This is a genomic window from Actinomadura verrucosospora, assembly GCF_039540335.1.
In the GTDB taxonomy this organism is placed as follows: Bacteria; Actinomycetota; Actinomycetes; order Streptosporangiales; family Streptosporangiaceae; genus Spirillospora; species Spirillospora verrucosospora.
In genome coordinates, this window is record NZ_BAABEV010000004.1 from 305340 (window position 1) to 325058 (window position 19719).

Consider the following 19719-nt stretch of genomic DNA (forward strand, 5'->3'; position numbering starts at 1 on the left):
GCCATCGTCACACAAGCGAACCTTGCTGTCGCAGAGCGCGTCTTCTATGCGTGACACCGGTTCCTCCGGGACTGACCCGACCGGCGAGGTGGAGCGATGACGTATCTGTCCGGGATGCTGAGCCTCGTGGCGATCGTCGTGATGGCGACGCTTGTTCTGCTGGCGGTGCGCCGCGACCGGGCTCTGCGCCGCAACGCCCCTGACAAGGTGGTGGCGGCCTCCGCGGGAACGGGCTCCCTGCCCGGTTCCGCCGTGCCGGGCCCCGGGGTCCCGGGCCCCGTCGTGCCGGGGCCCGTGGCGCCCGGCTCCGTGGTGCCGGGGGAGGCGGGCGGGCAGTAGGCTCGCCGCGCGGCCGGAGACCCGGGCCGCCCTGATCGATCGGTTCGCCTCCCACGGATTTCGGAACCTAGCGAAATGGCGCGTCTTGGCATGCTGACCCCCTTGATCCTCCTGCTCCTGCTCCTGGTCGTCGGCGTCGTCGTGGTGGTCGTGGTGGTGCTCGCCGCGAACTCGTCGAAGACCAAGAACTCCGGCGCGGCGTACGGGCCGCCCGGCGCCCCGTACCCGCCGCAGCCGCCCGGCCAGTACGGGCAGCCGGGTCAGTACGGCCAGCAGGGCCAGCCCGGCCAGTACGGCCAGCAGGGCCAGTACGGGCAGCCGGACCAGCCCGGTCAGTACGGCCAACCCGGTCAGTACGGGCAGCAGGGCCAGTACGGGCCGCCCGGCCAGCCCGGCCAGTACGGGCAACCGGATCAGCCGGGTCAGCCGGGTCAGTACGGGCAACCGGATCAGCCGGATCGGCCGGAGCAGCCCGGGTCCTCGGGCATGGCGCCACCGAACTGATCGTCTGAGCGGGGCGCGCCGTGCGAGCGGTGCGCGCGGGGCCCTACGCTTGAAGGCGCCGTGAATCTGATCAATCTTGAGAACGTCGCCAAGGCCTACGGGCCCGAACCGCTGCTCGACGCCGTGTCCCTCGGCCTGGACGAGGGCGACCGCGTCGGCGTCGTCGGACGCAACGGCGGCGGCAAGAGCACCCTCGTGTCCGTCCTCGCCCGGGAGACCGAGCCCGACGACGGGCGCGTCACCCACGCCCGCGGGATCCGGCTCGGCTACCTGACCCAGCGGGACGCGTTCGCCGAGAACGCGACCGTCCGGTCCGTGGTGCTCGGCGACCGCGCCGAGCACGAGTGGGCGGGCGACGTCCGGGCCCGCGACATCCTCGGCGGCCTGCTCGCCGACCTCGACCTGGACGCGCCGCTGGCCGGCATGTCCGGCGGGGAGCGCCGCCGCGTCGCGCTGGCCCGGCTCCTGGTCCCCGAGTCCGACCTGCTCCTGCTGGACGAGCCCACCAACCACCTCGACATCGAGGCGATCGACTGGCTGGCCCGGCACCTGAGGGGCCGCAAGGTCGCGCTGCTCGTCGTCACCCACGACCGCTGGTTCCTCGACGCGGTCACCGACCGCACGTGGGAGGTCGTCGACGGGCGCGTCGAACGCTACGAGGGCGGCTACTCCGCCTACGTCCTCGCCAAGGCCGAGCGCTCCCGGATCGCCGCCGCCACCGAGGCCAAGCGGCAGAACCTGCTCCGCAAGGAGCTGGCGTGGCTGCGCCGCGGCCCGCAGGCGCGCACGTCCAAGCCCAAGTTCCGGGTGGACGCCGCGCAGGCCCTCATCGCCGACGAGCCGCCGGCGCGCGACTCGGTGGAGCTGACCCGGTTCGCGACCGCGCGGCTCGGCAAGACCGTCTACGACATCGAGGACGTCAGCGTCCGCCTCGGCGACCGTGACCTGTTCCAGCGCATGACGTGGCGGCTCGGCCCGGGCGACCGGGTCGGTCTCGTCGGCGTCAACGGCAGCGGCAAGAGCACCCTGCTGCGCCTCCTCGACGGCTCCGTCCAGCCGGTCTCCGGCACGGTGGTGCAGGGCAAGACCGTCCAGCTCGCGCACCTGTCGCAGAACCTGGAGGAGCTCGACCCGGCCCGGCGCGTCCTGGAGTCGGTCGAGGAGATCCGCCGCCGCATCACCGTCGGCAAGCGCGAATGGACTGCGAGCCAGCTCCTCGAACGGCTCGGCTTCGCGGGCGACCGGCAGTGGACGCCCGTCGGCGACCTGTCCGGCGGTGAGCGCCGCCGCCTGCAACTGCTGCGCCTCCTGATGGCCGAGCCCAACGTCCTCCTGCTGGACGAGCCCACGAACGACCTCGACATCGAGACCCTCACCGAGGTCGAGGACCTCCTGGACGGCTGGCCCGGGACCCTCGTCGTCGTCAGCCACGACCGCTACTTCCTGGAGCGCATCACCGACCACGTCGTCGCGCTGCTCGGCGACGGCCGCGTGTCGCTGCTGCCCGGCGGCGTCGACGAGTACCTCGAACGCCGCGCCGCCGGGACCGCGCCCAAGCCCGGCGCGGTCCGCGACGAGCCCGCCGCGGCGCCGCCCAAGCCCAAGGCGGGCGGCCAGGACTGGAAGGCCCGCAAGGAGCTCGACCGCCTCGAACGCCGCCTGGAGAAGCTCGCCGGTCAGCAGGCCGCCCTCCACGAGCAGCTCGCCGCGCACGCCACCGACTACGCCAAGCTCCAGGAGCTGGACGCCCGGCTCAAGGAGGTCCAGGCCGAGGCCGCCGGCGTCGAGGAGGAGTGGCTCATGCTCGCCGAGGATCTCGGCTAGCAGGACGTTCCTGGCGGTTCGCGGGCGCACCGGGCATCATCCCTGAATGACGACCTGGATCATCAGGACGGACGAGCCGGGCGACGGCCCGCGGCTCGCCGTCAAGGACGCGATCGACGTGGCCGGGCTGCCCACCACCGCGGGCTGCCGGGCCGTCGCCGAGCGCGCCGAGCCCGCCGCCGCGGACGCGCCCGCCGTCGCGTCCGCCCGCGCGCAGGGTGCCCGCATCGCCGGGAAGACCAACCTGAACGAGCTGTGCATGGCCGCGGACGGCGTGAACCCCTGGTCGGGGACGCCGGTGAACCCGCTCGACCCGTCGCGGGTGCCGGGCGGCTCGTCGAGCGGCTCCGCCGTCGCCGTCGCCACCGGCGAGGCCGACGTCGCCTTCGGGACCGACACCTCCGGGTCGATCCGCATCCCGGCCGCCTGCTGCGGCATCGCGGGCCTGAAGACCACGAACGGCCGCGTCTCCCTGGACGGCGTGTATCCCCTGTCGCCGACGCTGGACGTCGTCGGGCCGATGGGCCGCGACGTCGCCGCCGTGGTGCTCGGCATGCGCCTGCTCGAACCCGGCTTCACGCCCGCCCCCTACGACCCGTCCATGACCGTCGCGCGCCTCCGCGTCGACGGCGTGGACCCGGCGATCGACGCCGCCGTCGACGAGGCCCTGCGCCGCCTCGGCCCCGTCACCGACGTCACGTCCGAGCACTATGCCGGCGCCGCCACCGCCAACGGCCTGATCATCAGCGACGAGGCCCCGCGCTGGAACGGGCGCCTGCTCGCCGAGCCGGACAAGCTGAGCGGCCGCATCGCGCGCCGCGTCCAGCACATGATCGACGTGTCCGGCGCCGGGATGCTCGACCGGGCGCTCGGCGTGCGGAAGGCGATCAGGGCGGAGCTCGACGCGATCCTCGCCCGGCACGCCGCCATCGCCCTGCCGGTCCTGCCGTGCCTGCCCCCGGAGCCCGATGAGGCGGACGAGTCCGACCTCGTCCTCACGACGCTCGTGGGTCAGGTCAACGTCGCCGGGCTCCCCGCCTTCGCCCTGCCCGTCCCGGTGCCCGGCTCGCACCTGCCCGCGTCCGTCCAGCTCATCGGCCCCGCCGGAGGCGAGGAACGCCTCTGCGCCCTGGCCGCCGCCCTGGAAGCCGCCCTGACCCCCTGAAACAGGGCCCTCAGCCGGGCGCGGGCCGGGCGGCCGGAAGGCGCTCTAGGCGCCTGGAGGTCGCACGACCCGCCGAGCCGGGCGACCGGAGCGACACGACGAGAACCCGCACGGGCACAGCACACCAGCACCGTGGCGTGAGGATCGCCCGGCTCGTGACGGGGGTTCCAGGGGGTCGCCCCCCTGGGAGATGCCCCCCCTGGGAGATCACGCGTCGAAGGGGATGAGGAGGGTGCGCAGGAGGTCGGCCAGGGCTTCGCGCTGGTCGGGGGAGAGGCCTTCCAGGATCGCCTGCTCGCGGCGGAGCAGGTCGGCGAAGGCGGCGTCGACGCGGGTCAGGCCCGCCTCGGTGAGGCGGACCTGCACGCCGCGCTTGTCCTGCGGGTCGGGATGCCGCTCCACCAGCCCCGCCGCCGCCAGCCGGTCGATGCGGTTCGTCATCGTGCCGGAGGTCACCAGGGTCGCGTGCAGGAGGCGGCCGGGGCTCAGCCGGTAGGGGGCGCCCGCCCGGCGCAGCGCGGTGAGCACGTCGAACTCCCACGGCTCCAGGCCGTGGTCGGCGAACACGGCGCGCCGGGCGCGGTCGAGGTGCCGGGCCAGGCGGGACACGCGGCTGAGGACCTGCAGCGGCCGGACGTCCAGGTCCGGGCGCTCGGTGTTCCACGCCTCGACCAGCCTGTCGACCTCATCGCGCATGCCGCCACCCTACCTGTCTTGATATCGAGAAAGACGGGGCGTGATCAGCGGTGGGCGGCCAGCGCGGCGGTGATCCGCTCGGCCGCCTCCGGCGCCTGCCGGAGCCCCTCCCGGTAGACGGGCGTCCACCGCGAGCGGTCCCCGAGGCTCGGCCCGAACGCCTCCAGTGCCCGCGCGTCCGGGACGATCCGGAGGCCGCCGCCGCCCCGCATGTTGGGCATCGGCTCCACCGCGACGAGCGGCCCGGCTCCCCGCGCCAGTTCCGCCTCCGACCATCCGGCGAACGCGCCGTCCATGTAGCGGCGCCCGCCGATCGGCACCGGCTCGGCGAAGCCGGGCGCCGCGCTGCTCGCGGCCACCGCCAGCGACAGCGGGACGCCGCTCGACGCGTCCCACAGCACCGGTTCGCCCGACGCGGCGTCCATCCCGGTGATCAGCAGCCGTGCGTCCGGCCACGTGTCGGTCCCGACCAGGTACCGCATGCTCGCGTGGTGGCGTTCGGCGGGAAGCGCGTCCGCCTCCAGGGCCAGCCGCCCGATCCGCCGCCTGGCCTCGTCCGGTTCCAGTCCCGGGGCGCTGCCGACCTCGAACACCCGCGCCATCACCGAGCCGTCCGCCGGCGCCGGTGGGCCGCCGCGCGGCGGCAGCTCCTCCAGCGCCGCCAGGTCCCTGCCGGTGGTGATCGCCGCGCCCGCGATGGCGCCCGCCGAGGTCCCGACGACCAGGCCCGCCGCCGCCGGGTCCACGCCCGCCTCGCGCAGCCCCGCCGCCAGCCCGATCAGCCACGCCGTCCCGACCGGCCCGCCGGGGCCGAGCACCAGCGCCCATCCGCTCTCGTCGTCCGTCATGCCGGTGAGCCTAGGAGCGCCGCGGGCGGGGGCGCATCCGTCAGGCGACCGGCCGGCGGGACACGCGCACCAAGACTCTTGACATCAAGATATGCGCCGGGCATGATGTTTCTTGATGTCGAGACAAACTGCGGCCGTGTGGGACCCCGCGCAGTACGGGGTCTTCGGCGACGAGCGCGCCAGGCCCTTCACCGAGCTCGCCGGGCGGCTCGGCGGCGCCCCGCCCGCCCGCGTCGCCGACCTCGGCTGCGGGAGCGGAGAGCTCACCGCCACCCTCGCCGCCCGCTGGCCGGACGCCGTCATCGACGCCTTCGACAGCTCGCCAGAGATGATCGCGGCGGCCCGCGCGCACGAGATCCCGGGGCGCCTCGCCTTCCGCGTCGCCGACGTCGCCGCCTGGGAGCCCGAGCGGCCCCTCGACCTCGTCATCTCCAACGCCGTCCTGCACTGGCTCCCCGAGCACCCGCGCCTGCTGCCCCGCTGGGTCGGCGCCCTCGCCCCGGGCGGCCGCCTCGCCTTCCAGGTGCCCGGCAACTTCGACGCGCCGAGCCATGTCCTGCTCCGCGAGATGGGCCGCTCCGAACGGTGGCGTGGCAAGCTCGCCCACCTCCAGCACGACGCCCCCGTCCTCGACCCGGCCGGATACGTGGACCTCCTGGCCCGGCTCGGATGCGCCGTCGACGCCTGGGAGACCACTTACGCGCAGGTGCTGCACGGCGAGGACCCGGTCCTCGAATGGGTCAAGGGCAGCGCGCTGCGCCCCGTCCTCACCGCCCTCTCGCCCGCGGAGGCGGACGAGTTCCTCGCCGAGTACCGCGAGCGGCTCAGGCGCGCCTACCCCGCCGCCCCCTACGGCACCGTGTTCCCGTTCCGGAGGATCTTCGTGATCGCCACCACCCCCTAGACGGGATGCCGCCCGCCCCGCCCGAGGGAAGCGACTCGTTCCCCTGCGGTGTGCCATCTCCGGCGGACGGGCGGCGTCCGCGAAACCCGGCTCGCGACCCGAGACCGGCGACCCTGCCGGCGGCCTCCCGGACGAACTCCGGGCGGCCGCCGGTGCCATGTCCGGAGGCGACCATGATCATCGGTGTCCACCACGTCCAGCTCGCCGCCCCGCCCGGCGCCGAGGACCGGCTCCGCGCCTTCTACGGCGGCGTCCTCGGCCTTGAGGAGGTGGCCAAGCCGCCCGAGCTCGCCAAGCGCGGGGGCGCCTGGTTCCGCGGCCCGGGCGTCGAGATCCACCTCGGCGTCGAGCCCGGCTTCCGGCCCGCCCGCAAGGCCCACCCGGGCCTGCTCGTCGACGACCTCGACGCCCTCGCGGCGCGCCTGCGGGCCGCCGGCCACGAGGTCACGCCGGACGACCTGTTCCCCGGACACCGCCGCTTCCACACCGACGACCCCGTGGGGAACCGGCTGGAGTTCCTGCGGCCCTCAGGCTGACGGGTCGGCGATCTCGTCGAAGTCGCGCAGCGTCCGGCGGTGGACCTTCTCCGCCTTCGCCGCGGCCTTCCCCTCGGCCCGCTCGGCCTTGGCGGCGGCCTTCTCCGCGCGCTTCTCCTGCCGCTCCATCTCCTTGCGGCGGCGGCGCGGGTCCAGCGACGGCCTCGGTTCGAGCCCGGACAGGCCGTTCCACGCCAGGTTCACGATGTGCGCGGCCACGTCCTCCCGGTGCGGTTTGCGGACGTCCAGCCACCACTGGCCCGTGAGCGCCACCATGCCGACCAGGCTCTGCGCGTACAGCGGCGCGAACTTGTCGTCGTAGCCGTGCCGGTCGAACTCCTGCGCCAGGATGTGCTCCACCTCGCCGGCGATCTCGCTCAGCAGGCTGGCGTAGCTGCCGGTGCCCGTCCCGCCGTGCGAGTCGCGGACGAGGATGCGGAACCCCTCCGGGCGCTCCTCGATGTACTCCAGCAGCGCCAGGGCCGCCTTCTCCAGCTTGCCCCGGTAGTGGACGGCCGAGTTCAGCGAGTCGGTGACGAGGCTCAGCAGCCGCTCGAACTCCCGGTCGACGACTACCGCGTAGAGCCCCTCCTTGCCGCCGAAGTGCTCGTACACCACCGGCTTGGACACCCCGGCGGCCGACGCGATCTCCTCCACCGAGGTGCCGTCCAGCCCGCGCTCGGCGAAAAGGGTCCGGCCGATGTCGAGGAGCTGCTCGCGGCGTTCCTTGCCGGTCATCCGCTTTCTGCGGGTCCTGGGAGCGGGATCTGTCACGGGATCAATTGTGGCGGTCAAACCGCCTGCTTCGTGCGCTTCGCGGCCAGCCTGTCGGGGTTCGGCCACCGGACGTCGCGGGCCAGGCGCATCTTCTCGAACGCCCAGATGATGCGCGCGCTGATGTCGACCTGCCCCTTCAGCACGCCGTGCCGGGCGCAGGTCGGGTCCGAGTGGTGCAGGTTGTGCCACGACTCGCCCAGCGAGGGGATCGCCAGCCACCACACGTTGCGCGACTTGTCCCGGACCTCGAACTCCTCCTTGCCGAAGGTGTGGCAGATCGAGTTGATGGACCAGGTCACGTGGTGCACCAGGGTGATCCGGACGAAGCCGGCCCAGAACAGCGCCGTGAGGAAGCCCGCCCACGACATGGTGACCAGGCCGCCGATCACGGCCGGGAGCAGGAACGACACCGCGACCAGGCCGGGGAATGCCTGGTGGATGCGCCGGATGTCGCGGTCGTTGAGCAGGTCCTTGGCGAACCGCTGCTTGGAGGTCCTGTTGGCGTCGAACAGCCAGCCGTAGTGCGCCCAGGCCAGCCCCTTGGCGAGGGCCTTCCAGTCGTCGCCGAACCGCCACGGCGAGTGCGGGTCGAACTCCTTGTCGGAGTGCTTGTGGTGCCGCCGGTGGTCGGCCACCCAGGTGATGACCGGCCCCTCGATGGCCAGGCTCCCGGCCAGCGCCATGAAGATCTTCAGGCCGCGCGTGGCCTTGAAGGAGCCGTGGGTGAAGTACCGGTGGTAGCCGACCGTGATGCCGCCCGCGGACACCAGGTAGAAGACGGCCGTGAGGACGACGTCCGTCCAGCCGAGGAACCGTCCCCAGGCCAGCGGGACGGCGGCGAACAGTGCCAGGAAGGGCAGCGCGGTGAACGTGGCGATCAGCACCCGTTCTCCGTTGCCGCGCTGCTGGGGCGCGAGTTCGGGACGCCGCTGCGGGCGAGGTGGATCCATGGCCGGAGCTGTCGTCATGCGTCATCACTTCTTCCCGTGACTCGGGGCAGCCTTACCTACGCCAACGTAACCTACGAGTCCGTAGGTTGTGCAGATCCGAACAGTAAAATCAGCGGGAAACTGCCCCTTTGGCCACATAACACTCGTGCGTAACGGGGGTCGTCGGCCGCCCGCCGGGGGCGGTGGGCCCTGGCCGCTCGACCGGGCCCGGGCCGACCGGCACGCAGTGTGCTTGCTCCGTGATACACGTTCTAAACCGATCCGGACAAAACGACCATGGAGGGCGACGGTGGGCGCGTCCGGGTGGATGGCCATATGAGGTGGGCCCTCCCGGGCCCGTGTCGGTATCGTGGGGGCCGGTCGGTTCGCGGCTCTGTCCGGACCCGTCTGCTTTGATCCGGCGTGGTGTAATTGGCAGCACAAGGGTTTTTGGTGCCCTTAGACAAGGTTCGAGTCCTTGCGCCGGAGCTGTCTGAGACGCCCGACCGGGTCCCCCGGGGTGGGCGGTGGGGTGACAGGAGCGAGGTGGGCGGTATCCTGCCGGTGTCGGGTTCGCCCCGGCCTGCCGTGTCGTGATGTCGCAGGTGGGCGGGCCCGCGACCGATCCCCGTCCGCGATGCCGAGGAGCCTCCTTGTGAGCGCTGCGAGCCGCCCGGCCGCCGTCATCGTCCTCGCCGCGGGCGAGGGCACCCGGATGAAGTCCCGTACCTCGAAGGTGCTGCACGAGCTGTGCGGGCGCAGCATGCTCGGCCACGTGCTCGCCGCCGCCCGCGAACTGGAGCCCGAGCGGCTCGTCGTGGTCGTCGGGCACCGGCGCGAGCAGGTCGTCGGGCATCTCGCCGAGCACGCCCCGGACGCCGAGGCCGCCGTGCAGGAGCGGCAGGGCGGGACGGGCCACGCCGTGCGGATGGCGCTGGAGCAGACCGGCGCGCTGGACGGGACGGTCGTCGTGACGAACGGCGACCACCCGCTGCTGCGGGGCGAGACGCTGCGGGCGCTGGTCCGGGCGCACGAGGACGAGGGCAACGCCGTCACCGTGCTGACCACCGAGATGCCGGACGCGACCGGCTACGGGCGCATGATCCGGGCGGCGGACGGCAGCGCCGAGGCGATCGTCGAGCACAAGGACGCCACCGAGGAGCAGCGCGCGATCAACGAGATCAACGTCGGGATGTACGCGTTCGACGGCGCGCTCCTGGCGGACGCGCTGAAGCGGGTGACGACCGACAACGCGGGCGGCGAGGAGTACCTCACCGACGTGGTGGCGATCCTGCGCGGCGACGGCCACCGGGCGGGGGCGCACCTGGCCGCCGACTGGGTGGAGACCCAGGGCGTCAACGACAAGGTCCAGCTCTCGCAGGCCCGCAGGCAGCTGAACGACCGCATCCTCGAAGCGCACATGCGCGCCGGGGTCACGATCATCGACCCGGCCTCCACGTGGATCGACGTGCACGTGACCGCCGAACCGGACGCGGAGATCCACCCGGGGACGCAGCTGCACGGCAGGACGCACCTCGGCGAGGGCGCGCGGGTCGGTCCCGGCTGCACGCTGACCGACACGACGGTCGGCGCCGGCGCGTCGGTGACGAACGCGGTGTGCGTCGGGGCGCGGATCGGGCCGGAGGCGTCGGTCGGGCCCTACGCCTACCTGCGGCCCGGGACGACGCTCGCGGCCGGGGCCAAGGTCGGCACGTACGTCGAGACCAAGAACGCCGACATCGGCGAGGGCACGAAGGTGCCGCATCTGACCTACGTCGGCGACGCCGAGATCGGCGCCGGCTCGAACATCGGCGCGAGCTCGGTGTTCGTCAACTACGACGGTGTGGAGAAGCACCGCAGCGTCATCGGGTCGCACGTGAAGGTCGGCAGCGACAACATGATCGTCGCGCCGGTGACGATCGGGGACGGCGCCTACACCGCGGCCGGCTCGGTGATCATCCAGGACGTCCCGCCCGGGGCGATGGCGGTCGCGCGAGGACGGCAGCGCAACGTCGAGGGCTGGGTCGAGCGGAAGCGGCCGGGGACGCCGGCGGCCGAGGCGGCCCGCCGGGCCCGGGCCGGCGAGGAGAGCGCGACTTAGCGCGCCCGAAGAGGACTGCCCCGCCTCAGGGCGGGGAGGTGGAGGACGACGGCGTCTTCCGGAACAACACAGGGCCGCCCGACCGGAGAGCGGCTCGACGACAAGACGACCCGCGCGCCGGCTCTTTGGTGCGCGGGAGTGGGGACGACAACCCACATGCAGGGCACGGTTCCATTGAGGGGGAGTTGTCAGAGGTGAGTGGGATAAAAACGAGCGGCCAGAAGAAGCTGATGCTCTTCACCGGCCGAGCCCACCCTGACCTGGCCAGGGAAGTAGCCGACAACCTCCAGGTCGAGCTGACGCCGACGTCCGCGTACGACTTCGCCAACGGCGAGACGTTCGTGCGGTTCCTGGAGTCGGTCCGCGGCTCCGACGCCTTCGTGGTCCAGAGTCACACGGCTCCCATCAATCAGTGGATCATGGAGCAGTTGATCATGGTGGACGCGCTCAAGCGCGCGTCGGCCAAGCGGATCACGGTGGTCGCGCCGTTCTTCGGCTACGCACGGCAGGACAAGAAGCACCGCGGCCGCGAGCCGATCTCGGCGCGGCTGATGGCCGACCTGTTCAAGACGGCGGGCGCCGACCGGCTGATCACCGTGGACCTGCACACCGCGCAGATCCAGGGCTTCTTCGACGGCCCGGTGGACCATCTGTTCGCGCTGGACCTGCTGGCCCGGCACTTCGAGAGCCGGCTGGACACCTCCCAGGTCACCGTGGTCGCGCCGGACGCGGGCCGGGTGCGGGTCACCGAGCGGTGGAGCGACCGGCTGGGCGGCGTCCCGATGGCGATCATCCACAAGAAGCGCGACCCGGACGTGGCCAACGAGGTCAAGGTGTTCGACGTGGTCGGCGAGGTCGCCGGCCGCACCTGCGTCGTGGTGGACGACATGATCGACACCGGTGGGACGATCGTGAAGGCGGCGGACGCGCTGTTCGACCAGGGCGCGACCAAGGTCGTCGTCGCGGCGACGCACGGGGTGCTGTCGGGCCCGGCGGTGGACCGGCTGAAGAACTCCCGGATCTCCGAGGTGGTGCTGACCAACACGCTGCCGATCCCGGAGGAGAAGCAGTTCGACAAGCTCACGGTGCTGTCGATCGCGCCGCTGGTCGCGCGTGCGATCAACGAGGTGTTCTCCGACGGCTCGGTCACGAGCCTGTTCGGCGGCCACAGCTAGACCTCGACCTCGGGCACGGCGCGTGCCGGCGGGCATGGCGGCGGCCATGGCGCCGGCAGGGCCGTGGCGTTGGGCGTTGCCGTGTTGGGCTAGACTTGTGCAACCGCGTATGCCCCAGGACGTTCAAGTGCGGTGCCCGCGAAGGGCCCGCACTCCCCGGGGAACGCAAACGAATCTTTGAGCGCGCCCGCCTTCGACGGCGCGCGAGGAACGCAACGCATCGTCCGTAGCGGACGTCCGATGCCGGACGGCCGTGGAAGCAACAACGAGGAGTTTTCGCCGTGTCCGAGGTACGCATTGCCGCCGAGCCGCGCACCGAGTTCGGTAAGGGTGCCGCGCGGCGCACCCGCCGGGCCGGCAAGGTGCCCGCCGTCCTCTACGGTCACGGCACCGACCCGCAGCACATCGCGCTGCCGGGCCACGACCTGATGCTCGCCCTGAAGACGCCGAACGTGCTGCTGACCATCGAGGGCCTCTCCGGGGGCTCCGAGCTGGCGCTGCCGAAGGACGTCCAGCGCGACCCGGTCAAGGGCTTCCTGGAGCACGTCGACCTGCTGCTGGTGAAGCGCGGCGAGAAGGTCGTCGTCGACCTGCCGGTCAACCTGGTCGGCGACGTCGTCGCGGGCGGCGTCGTCCAGCAGGAGCTGGTCCAGGTGTCGGTCGAGGCGGAGGCGACGCACATCCCCGAGGCCGTCGACCTGTCCATCGAGGGCCTGGAGGTCGGGACGCAGGTGCTGGCCGGCGACCTGAAGCTGCCGTCGGGCGTCACGCTGCAGGTCGACGCGGAGGCCCTCGTCCTGCAGATCGCCGACGCGACCGCGTCAGCCGGCGCGACCGAGACCGCGGCCGAGGCGGCCGAGGCGGCCGAGGCCGCGGCCGCCGCCGAGACCGAGGCCCCCGAGGGCGAGGCCGCCGCCGAGTGACGGCGGTGCCGCCGGGCCTCGGAGGCCCGGCGCGCGGCCGCCCCGGACGGCGGGCCGCAGGGTACTTCCACGGCCCCCGCGGGTGCGCGCACCGGCGGGGGCCGTGCTCGCGTGTGAGGAGTGCGGGTGGACGCGGATCTCTGGCTCGTGGTGGGGCTGGGCAACCCGGGGCCGTCGTATGCGAAGAACCGGCACAACGCGGGGTTCATGGTGCTGGACGTCCTGGCGGCGCGCGCCGGAGGCAGGTTCAGGTCGCACCGGGCGCGGGCGGACGTGCTCGAAGGCCGGCTGGCGGGGAAGCGGGTGGTGCTGGCGAAGCCCCGCACCTTCATGAACGAGTCGGGCGGTCCGGTGAAGGGCCTGCGCGACTTCTACAAGGTGCCGGTGGAGCGGGTGGTCGTCGTCCATGACGAGCTGGACATCCCCTTCGGGGCGGTGCGGCTGAAGCAGGGCGGCGGTGACAACGGCCACAACGGGTTGCGGTCCATCACCCGGTCGCTGGGCTCGAAGGAGTATCCGCGCGTGCGGTTCGGGGTGGGGCGCCCCCCGGGACGTATGGACCCGGCGGCGTTCGTGCTGAAGGACTTCTCCGCGGGGGAGCGCAAGGAGCTCGACTTCGAGGTGGACCGTGCGGCGGACGCGGTCGAGGCGCTGCTGACCGAGGGGCTGGCGGCCGCGCAGAACACGTTCCACGCGGGTTGACCGATTTCGCCGCGCGGCGGGCGGTGAAGAGGGTTGAATCGAGGGCGACCCGCCTTTTCGGCCCTGCAATTGCGTCACTGTGACATAACTGACGGTGTCGGGCCGGAAATCCGTTCACCCGGGGTGACCGGTTGCGTTCGGTCGGGTGACCGCATCCGGCCTCACGATCGGTGAACGGCTGTGATCAAGGCGCAGTGGCGCCATTTTCGTGTGCGGTCGGGGCGGTTTGGGCGCGTTGTCCATGTGGGGGCCGCGTTCCGTCCGTGACCATGGCAAAGCGACCGTAAGATGCAGGCCGATCGAGGTTCAGGTTCAATGTGAACCTCGGGCGACGTTCAGCCGTCTTCGGTGTGAATCGCGCTGACGAGGCGCGCGTTACACAGGATTGGTGAGTGATTTATGGCCGTCGTTGACAAGGTTCAGGCCGAGTCATCGATCCGCCATGAGCACGAGCGCGCGGCGTCGCAGAACTGGAGCCGCTCCTACCGGCGGATCGCGAGGGTTCTCGACTTCACCAGCATGCTGATGGCCGGTGTGATCGCCTTCGTGCTCAGGTTCCCGGGCGTCCCGACGGAGCTGGACGCGCCGTACGTGGTCCTGACCGTGGCCCTGCCGGTGGTGTGGGTTCCGACGCTGATGCTGTGCCGCGCCTACCAGCCGCGGTACGTGGGCGTCGGGTACGAGGAGTTCCACCGGGTGCTGCGCGCCGGGTTCATCCTGACGGCGGTGGTCGCGATCGTGGCGTACGCCACCAAGACCGACGTCGCGCGCGGCTACGTGGTGATGGCGCTGCCCCTCGGGACGTTCCTGGCGCTCCTGGCGCGGTACCGGCTGCGCAAGTGGCTGCACAAGAAGCGGTGGCACGGCGAGTGCATGCGGCGGGTCGTCGCCGTCGGGCACCGCACGTCGGTGTCCGACCTGATCCGCCTGCTGCAGAAGAAGCGTTACCACGGCATGGACATCGTGGCCGTGTGCCTGCCGCCCGCGCTCGCGGCGGGCGAGGACGCGGTCGCCGAGGTGGAGGGCGTCCCGGTGCTGGGCGACTTCGGCCAGGCGGCGGCGGTCGCCGACCGGATCGGCGCCGACTCGGTGGCCGTGCTGGCGTGCCCGGAGATGGACGGGGTGGCGCTGCGCCGGCTGGCGTGGCAGATCGAGCGCAACGACGTCGAGCTGGTCGTGGCGCCCGCGCTGATGGACGTCACCGGCCCGCGGATCTCGATCCGCCCGGTGTCGGGCCTGCCGCTGCTGCACGTGGAGCACCCGGAGCTGGACGGGGGCCGCAAGGTCCTCAAGGGCCTGGTCGACCGGGTGGCGGCGCTCGGCGGGATCGTGGCGCTGAGCCCGCTGCTGCTGCTGATCGCGGTCCTGATCAAGATGTCCGGGGAGGGACCGGTGCTGTTCCGGCAGACGCGCGTCGGGCGCGGGGGCCGGGAGTTCACGGTGCTGAAGTTCCGCACGATGGTCGCCGACGCCGAGGCGCGCCGGCTGGAGCTGCTGGCCGCCAACGACCACGACGGCGTGCTGTTCAAGATCAGGCAGGATCCGCGCGTCACGCGGGTGGGGCGCCGGCTGCGCCGGTACTCGCTGGACGAGCTGCCGCAGCTGTTCAACGTGCTGCGGGGCGAGATGTCGCTGGTGGGGCCGCGCCCGCCGCTGCCGGACGAGGTCGCCCAGTACGGCGGGGACGTCTACCGCCGCCTGGTCGTCAAGCCGGGCCTGACCGGCCTGTGGCAGGTGAGCGGCCGCTCGGACCTGTCGTGGGAGGAGTCGGTCCGCCTCGACCTGCGGTACGTGGACAACTGGTCCCTCGCCCTGGACCTGCAGATCATGTGGAAGACCTGGTCGGCCGTCTTCCGGGGCTCCGGCGCGTACTGAGCGCCCGCCGCCGCAGGCGGGCCGCTGAGCGAGACCTCGTCCCGTGGCCGGTGCGGGCCGCATGAGAAAGTAGACCGAGCAGACCAGTCGAGTCGGGAATGTGATCTCAGATGACCGAGCCAGGGGCCAGAGACGATCATTCGCTCGCGGCCGAGCTCGCCGGGACGGCGGGCCGGCTGCTGCTGGGCGTGCGGGACGAGATGGGCTTCGCCGACGCGGGGGCCCTGAAGGACACCGGCGACCTGCGGGCGCACGAGTACCTGATGGCGGCGCTCGCCGAGCGCTGTCCCGGCGACGCCGTCCTGTCCGAGGAGGGGCGGTCCTCGGTCGCCGGGAAGAGGTCCAAGGGCGACGACCGCGCACCGACCCGCAACACCGCCGACGCGGAGCGGCTCACGGCCTCCCGCGTGTGGATCGTGGACCCCCTGGACGGCACCCGCGAGTTCTCCGAGGAGGGCCGCCGCGACTGGGCCGTGCACGTGGCGCTGTGGGAGCGCGACGCGTCCGGCGCCGGCCGCCTGGCGGCCGGCGCCGTCGCGCTGCCGGCGCAGGGCCTGACGCTCCGCACGGACGCGGTGGGCGGGGCCTCGCTCGTCCGGACCGACCTCGCCGAGCCCGACCCCGTCACCGCCGGGCCCGCCGGGACGCCGCCGCCCCGCGAGGTGCCGCTGCACGTCCCGGCGCCGGACGCGGGGAAGCTGCGCATCGCCGTGAGCCGCACGCGGCCGCCGGAGTTCGTCCGGCGGCTGGCGGAGGTGATCGAGCCGGACGTGGAGCTGGTCCCGATCGGGTCGGCGGGGGCGAAGATCTCCGCGGTGCTGCTCGGCGAGGTGGACGCCTACGTGCACGCGGGCGGCCAGTACGAGTGGGATTCGGCGGCCCCGGCGGCCGTCGCGCTCGGCGCCGGGGCGCACGCGTCCCGGATCGACGGGTCGCCGCTGCGCTACAACCGTGAGGACCCCCGGCTCCCGGATATCCTGGTGTGCCATCCCATGTCGGCGTCAACGCTGCTGACCGGCATTCGGGAAGTGAGCGGCGCGCTGCCCTGACCGGTCCGCCCGTCTCCGTGCCATCGGTTGCCACTGCCAGAACAGCGTGAAAGAGCCCCATGACCATGCAGCGTCGCGATTACCTACTGTCTCAGCTGGACATCCTCGAAGCCGAGTCGATCCATATCTTCCGGGAGGTGGCGGCCGAGTTCGAACGGCCGGTGCTGCTGTTCTCCGGCGGCAAGGACAGCATCGTCATGCTGCGCCTGGCCCAGAAGGCGTTCTGGCCCGCCCCGATCCCGTTCCCGGTCATGCACGTCGACACCGGCCACAACTTCCCGGAGGTGATCGAGTACCGGGACCGCCGGGTGGCCGAGCTCGGCGTCCGGCTGGTCGTGGCGTCGGTGCAGGACGCGATCGACAGCGGCCGGGTGGTGGAGCAGAAGGGCCGCCGCGCGTCCCGCAACAGGCTGCAGATCACCCCGCTGCTGGACGCCATCGAGGAGCACCAGTTCGACGCGGCGTTCGGCGGCGCCCGCCGGGACGAGGAGAAGGCCCGCGCGAAGGAGCGGGTGGTCTCCTTCCGGGACGAGTTCGGGCAGTGGGACCCCAAGAACCAGCGCCCGGAGCTGTGGAACCTGTTCAACACCAAGATCGTGCAGGGTGAGCACGTCCGGGTGTTCCCGCTGTCGAACTGGACCGAGCTCGACATCTGGGACTACGTGCGCCGCGAGGAGCTCGAACTCCCGCCGATCTACTTCGCGCACACCCGGCAGGTGTTCGAGCGCGACGGGCTGCTCCTGGACGCCGAGACGGGCTTCGCGAACCGCGGCGACGACGAGCCCGAGTTCACGGCGACCGTCCGGTACCGGACGGTCGGCGACGCGTCCTGCACGGGCGCGGTGAAGTCGAACGCGGTGACGCTCGACGAGGTGATCGAGGAGATCGCGGCGACGCGGATCACCGAGCGCGGCCAGACCCGCGCCGACGACCGCACCAGCGAGGCCGCGATGGAGGACCGCAAGAAGGAGGGCTACTTCTGATGGCCAGCGCGAACGACCGGCTCGCCGGGGACCGGCCGGCCGAGGCCCGGCCGGCCAAGCAGATGGACCTCCTGCGGTTCGCCACCGCCGGCAGCGTCGACGACGGCAAGTCCACACTGATCGGCCGGCTGCTGTTCGACTCCAAGTCGATCTTCGAGGACCAGCTGGAGTCGGTCGAGAAGACCAGCGCCGACCGCGGCGAGGAGTACACGAACCTGGCGCTGCTGACCGACGGCCTGCGGGCCGAGCGGGAGCAGGGCATCACCATCGACGTGGCGTACCGGTACTTCGCGACGCCGCGCCGCAAGTTCATCATCGCCGACACGCCTGGGCACATCCAGTACACCCGGAACATGGTGACCGGCGCCTCCACCGCCGACCTGGCGATCATCCTCGTGGACGCCCGGAAGGGCATCCTGGAGCAGTCGCGCCGGCACGCGTTCCTCACCACGCTCCTGCAGGTCCCGCACCTGGTCGTGGCGATCAACAAGATGGACCTGGTGGACTACGACCGGGGCGTGTACGAGCGGATCGTGGACGAGTTCACGGCGTTCGCCTCCAAGCTGGAGGTCACGGACCTGACGTTCATCCCGATCTCGGCGCTGCACGGCGACAACGTCGTCGAGCGCAGCGTGAACATGCCGTGGTACGAGGGCTCGTCGCTGCTGCACCACCTGGAGCACGTGCACATCGCCTCCGACCGCAACCTGATCGACGTGCGGTTCCCGGTGCAGTACGTGGTCCGGCCGCACGCGTCCACCGACCCCGACCTGCACGACTACCGCGGCTACGCGGGCCAGGTCGCGGGCGGCGTGCTGAAGCCGGGCGACGAGGTGGTGCACCTGCCGTCCGGGCTGACCACGACGATCACCCATATCGACGGGCCGGGCGGGCCGGTCGACGAGGCGTTCGCGCCGATGTCGGTGACGCTGCGCCTCGCCGACGACATCGACATCTCCCGCGGCGACATGATCGCCCGTCCGAACAACCGGCCCGAGGTCGCGCAGGACATCGACGCGATGGTCTGCTGGATGACCCCGGACCGCACGCTCACCCCGCGCTCGAAGCTGGTCATCAAGCACACGACCCGCACCGCGAAGGCCATGGTGAAGCAGCTGCACTACCGGCTGGACGTCAACACGCTGCACCGCGACGAGCAGGCGGCCTCCCTCGGCCTGAACGAGATCGGCCGCGTCTCGCTGCGGGTGACGCAGCCGCTGTTCGTCGACGACTACGGCCGCAACCGCCTCACCGGCGGCTTCATCCTGATCGACGAGGCCACCAACAACACCGTCGCCGCCGGAATGATCACCGGCGCGCGCTGACCCGGCTCCGCGGGGCCGGCGGGCCCCGCGGCGGCCGCCGGTCCGCCTCCTCCCGACCCCCTACGACAAGGCAGGCCCTGGATGCCCCCATCCGTCGGAGTCGTGCTTCCCACGCACGACCGGCCGGAGCTGCTGCGCCGCGCGCTGGAGTCGGTGCTGGCCCAGGAGTACGAGGGCGAGGTCCGCGCGGTCGTCGTCTTCGACCGGGCCGAGCCCGACGCGTCCCTCGCGGGGGACCGCGTCGAGGTGATCCGCAACACCCGGGCGCCGGGGCTGGCGGGCGCCCGCAACTCCGGGATCCTTGCCCTCGACACCGATCTGGTCGCGTTCTGCGACGACGACGACCTGTGGCTGCCCGGCAAGCTCGCCGCGCAGGTGAAGGCCCTGGAGAGCGAGCCGGACGCCGTGCTGTGCAGCTCCGGCATCCTGATCGACTTCGACGGGCGGGAGCTGCCCCGGCTGGCCGGGACGGACCGGGTGACCTACGACGCCCTGATCCGCGACCGGATGATGAGCGTCCACTCCTCCACCTACGTGGCGCGCCGCGAACCGCTCATCGAGATCGGCATGGTGGACGAGACGATCCCCGGCAGCCAGGGCGAGGACTGGGACCTCGCGCTCCGCGCCGCCCGCCGCCACCCGGTGGTGAACGTGGACGAGCCGTACGTGCGGGTCCTGTGGGGGCTGACGTCCTACTACGCGCAGGCGTGGGAGACGAAGGTCGCCGCGCTGGAGTGGTTCCTGGAGCACTACCCGGAGATCGGCGAGGAGCCGGGCGCGGCCGGGCGCGTCTACGGGCAGCTCGCCTTCGGCTGCGCGACCGTGGGCCGCCGCAGGGACGCGCTGCGCTGGTCGGCGCGCGCCCTCAGGGCGAACCCGGCCGAGCGCCGCGTCCCGTTCGCGCTGGCCGTGGCGTCGGGGGTCGTGTCCGGCAAACGCGTCCTGCTGGCCCTGCACACCCGAGGCCGCGGCATCTGACCGCGGCGATGCCGATTCCCCTGCTTTGGCCACCTTTCCCCAAGTGGCGCCGGTAATGTCGATGGCCATCCCAGCGTTGAAGGAGC

General features: G+C 72.4%; 19 protein-coding genes and 1 tRNA gene. 16 read left to right on the forward strand and 4 right to left on the reverse strand.

Annotated elements, in window-relative coordinates; translation table 11 throughout:
• The first annotated feature begins 96 nt into the window (after positions 1 to 96).
• The 4 genes from ABD944_RS07185 (at position 97) to ABD944_RS07200 (ending at position 3832) form a co-directional block, all read left to right on the forward strand.
• The gene (locus ABD944_RS07185) at positions 97 to 339 is read left to right on the forward strand and encodes a hypothetical protein (protein WP_345173534.1); all 243 of its coding nucleotides are present in this window, start codon (positions 97 to 99) and stop codon (positions 337 to 339) included.
• A gap of 90 nt (positions 340 to 429) precedes the next feature.
• Entirely contained in the window at positions 430 to 843 is a 414-nt protein-coding gene (locus tag ABD944_RS07190) for a hypothetical protein (RefSeq protein ID WP_345173535.1), read from the forward strand.
• Between the two features lie 60 nt (positions 844 to 903).
• Complete coding sequence (locus tag ABD944_RS07195; protein WP_345173537.1) at positions 904 to 2667, forward strand: ABC-F family ATP-binding cassette domain-containing protein; 1764 nt, start codon at positions 904 to 906, stop codon at positions 2665 to 2667.
• Between the two features lie 46 nt (positions 2668 to 2713).
• Positions 2714 to 3832: an amidase gene (locus ABD944_RS07200; protein ID WP_345173538.1), complete on the forward strand. Its 1119-nt coding sequence runs from the start codon at positions 2714 to 2716 to the stop codon at positions 3830 to 3832.
• Positions 3833 to 4039: 207 nt separating this feature from the next.
• On the opposite strand, the gene ABD944_RS07205 is transcribed toward ABD944_RS07200, so the two are convergent.
• Both ABD944_RS07205 and ABD944_RS07210 read right to left on the reverse strand, forming a co-directional pair.
• A complete protein-coding gene (locus ABD944_RS07205; RefSeq protein ID WP_345173541.1) occupies positions 4040 to 4528 on the reverse strand; it encodes a MarR family winged helix-turn-helix transcriptional regulator in 489 nt (162 codons plus the stop codon).
• Between the two features lie 44 nt (positions 4529 to 4572).
• Positions 4573 to 5376 carry a patatin-like phospholipase family protein gene (locus ABD944_RS07210; RefSeq protein WP_345173543.1) on the reverse strand — a complete coding sequence of 268 codons (804 nt, stop codon included), beginning with the start codon at positions 5374 to 5376 and terminating at the stop codon, positions 4573 to 4575.
• A gap of 115 nt (positions 5377 to 5491) precedes the next feature.
• Here ABD944_RS07210 and ABD944_RS07215 point away from each other — a divergent pair, with 115 nt between their 5' ends.
• Together ABD944_RS07215 and ABD944_RS07220 are read left to right on the forward strand one after the other, a co-directional pair.
• A complete protein-coding gene (locus ABD944_RS07215; protein ID WP_345173544.1) occupies positions 5492 to 6280 on the forward strand; it encodes a trans-aconitate 2-methyltransferase in 789 nt (262 codons plus the stop codon).
• A gap of 173 nt (positions 6281 to 6453) precedes the next feature.
• Positions 6454 to 6816, forward strand: coding sequence for a VOC family protein (locus tag ABD944_RS07220; protein ID WP_345173546.1), 363 nt, complete (start codon positions 6454 to 6456; stop codon positions 6814 to 6816).
• Here ABD944_RS07220 and ABD944_RS07225 read toward each other — a convergent pair.
• Together ABD944_RS07225 and ABD944_RS07230 are read right to left on the reverse strand one after the other, a co-directional pair.
• A complete protein-coding gene (locus ABD944_RS07225) occupies positions 6808 to 7590 on the reverse strand; it encodes a TetR/AcrR family transcriptional regulator (protein ID WP_345173548.1) in 783 nt (260 codons plus the stop codon). The genes ABD944_RS07220 and ABD944_RS07225 overlap by 9 nt on opposite strands.
• 17 nt (positions 7591 to 7607) lie before the next feature.
• Positions 7608 to 8561, reverse strand: a complete 954-nt coding sequence (locus ABD944_RS07230) for an acyl-CoA desaturase (RefSeq protein ID WP_345173550.1) — start codon at positions 8559 to 8561, stop codon at positions 7608 to 7610.
• A 378-nt stretch (positions 8562 to 8939) separates the two neighbouring features.
• Here ABD944_RS07230 and ABD944_RS07235 point away from each other — a divergent pair.
• The 10 genes from ABD944_RS07235 to ABD944_RS07280 all read left to right on the forward strand — a co-directional run bounded on the left by ABD944_RS07235 (position 8940) and on the right by ABD944_RS07280 (position 19633).
• Positions 8940 to 9011 (forward strand) — tRNA-Gln (locus ABD944_RS07235).
• A gap of 166 nt (positions 9012 to 9177) precedes the next feature.
• Positions 9178 to 10623: a bifunctional UDP-N-acetylglucosamine diphosphorylase/glucosamine-1-phosphate N-acetyltransferase GlmU gene (gene glmU / locus ABD944_RS07240; RefSeq protein WP_345173553.1), complete on the forward strand. Its 1446-nt coding sequence runs from the start codon at positions 9178 to 9180 to the stop codon at positions 10621 to 10623.
• A gap of 194 nt (positions 10624 to 10817) precedes the next feature.
• On the forward strand, positions 10818 to 11798 hold the full coding sequence (locus tag ABD944_RS07245) for a ribose-phosphate diphosphokinase (RefSeq protein WP_141578287.1): 981 nt from the start codon (positions 10818 to 10820) through the stop codon (positions 11796 to 11798).
• 281 nt (positions 11799 to 12079) lie between these two features.
• Positions 12080 to 12721, forward strand: a complete 642-nt coding sequence (locus tag ABD944_RS07250; protein WP_345173556.1) for a 50S ribosomal protein L25/general stress protein Ctc — start codon at positions 12080 to 12082, stop codon at positions 12719 to 12721.
• Between the two features lie 126 nt (positions 12722 to 12847).
• Positions 12848 to 13423: an aminoacyl-tRNA hydrolase gene (gene pth / locus ABD944_RS07255; RefSeq protein WP_345173558.1), complete on the forward strand. Its 576-nt coding sequence runs from the start codon at positions 12848 to 12850 to the stop codon at positions 13421 to 13423.
• A gap of 399 nt (positions 13424 to 13822) precedes the next feature.
• Positions 13823 to 15298: a sugar transferase gene (locus tag ABD944_RS07260; protein WP_345173561.1), complete on the forward strand. Its 1476-nt coding sequence runs from the start codon at positions 13823 to 13825 to the stop codon at positions 15296 to 15298.
• A gap of 110 nt (positions 15299 to 15408) precedes the next feature.
• Entirely contained in the window at positions 15409 to 16347 is a 939-nt protein-coding gene (locus tag ABD944_RS07265) for a 3'(2'),5'-bisphosphate nucleotidase CysQ (RefSeq protein WP_345173562.1), read from the forward strand.
• 65 nt (positions 16348 to 16412) lie between these two features.
• Entirely contained in the window at positions 16413 to 17330 is a 918-nt protein-coding gene (gene cysD / locus ABD944_RS07270) for a sulfate adenylyltransferase subunit CysD (RefSeq protein ID WP_345173624.1), read from the forward strand.
• A gap of 62 nt (positions 17331 to 17392) precedes the next feature.
• On the forward strand, positions 17393 to 18655 hold the full coding sequence (locus ABD944_RS07275) for a sulfate adenylyltransferase subunit 1 (protein ID WP_345173626.1): 1263 nt from the start codon (positions 17393 to 17395) through the stop codon (positions 18653 to 18655).
• 81 nt (positions 18656 to 18736) lie between these two features.
• On the forward strand, positions 18737 to 19633 hold the full coding sequence (locus ABD944_RS07280; protein WP_345173564.1) for a glycosyltransferase family 2 protein: 897 nt from the start codon (positions 18737 to 18739) through the stop codon (positions 19631 to 19633).
• Positions 19634 to 19719 lie beyond the last annotated feature (86 nt).

Excerpts from the sequence above, each read along its gene's own strand:
- ABD944_RS07185 (WP_345173534.1), top strand. The coding sequence starts at position 97 with ATGACGTATCTGTCCGGGATGCTGAGCCTCGTGGCGATCGTCGTGATG.
- ABD944_RS07190 (WP_345173535.1), top strand. The coding sequence starts at position 430 with ATGCTGACCCCCTTGATCCTCCTGCTCCTGCTCCTGGTCGTCGGCGTC.
- ABD944_RS07200 (WP_345173538.1), top strand. The coding sequence starts at position 2,714 with ATGACGACCTGGATCATCAGGACGGACGAGCCGGGCGACGGCCCGCGG.
- ABD944_RS07205 (WP_345173541.1), bottom strand. The coding sequence starts at position 4,528 with ATGCGCGATGAGGTCGACAGGCTGGTCGAGGCGTGGAACACCGAGCGC.
- ABD944_RS07210 (WP_345173543.1), bottom strand. The coding sequence starts at position 5,376 with ATGACGGACGACGAGAGCGGATGGGCGCTGGTGCTCGGCCCCGGCGGG.
- ABD944_RS07215 (WP_345173544.1), top strand. The coding sequence starts at position 5,492 with ATGTCGAGACAAACTGCGGCCGTGTGGGACCCCGCGCAGTACGGGGTC.
- ABD944_RS07220 (WP_345173546.1), top strand. The coding sequence starts at position 6,454 with ATGATCATCGGTGTCCACCACGTCCAGCTCGCCGCCCCGCCCGGCGCC.
- ABD944_RS07230 (WP_345173550.1), bottom strand. The coding sequence starts at position 8,561 with ATGACGACAGCTCCGGCCATGGATCCACCTCGCCCGCAGCGGCGTCCC.
- ABD944_RS07260 (WP_345173561.1), top strand. The coding sequence starts at position 13,823 with ATGGCCGTCGTTGACAAGGTTCAGGCCGAGTCATCGATCCGCCATGAG.
- ABD944_RS07265 (WP_345173562.1), top strand. The coding sequence starts at position 15,409 with ATGACCGAGCCAGGGGCCAGAGACGATCATTCGCTCGCGGCCGAGCTC.
- cysD (WP_345173624.1), top strand. The coding sequence starts at position 16,413 with ATGCAGCGTCGCGATTACCTACTGTCTCAGCTGGACATCCTCGAAGCC.
- ABD944_RS07275 (WP_345173626.1), top strand. The coding sequence starts at position 17,393 with ATGGACCTCCTGCGGTTCGCCACCGCCGGCAGCGTCGACGACGGCAAG.
- ABD944_RS07280 (WP_345173564.1), top strand. The coding sequence starts at position 18,737 with ATGCCCCCATCCGTCGGAGTCGTGCTTCCCACGCACGACCGGCCGGAG.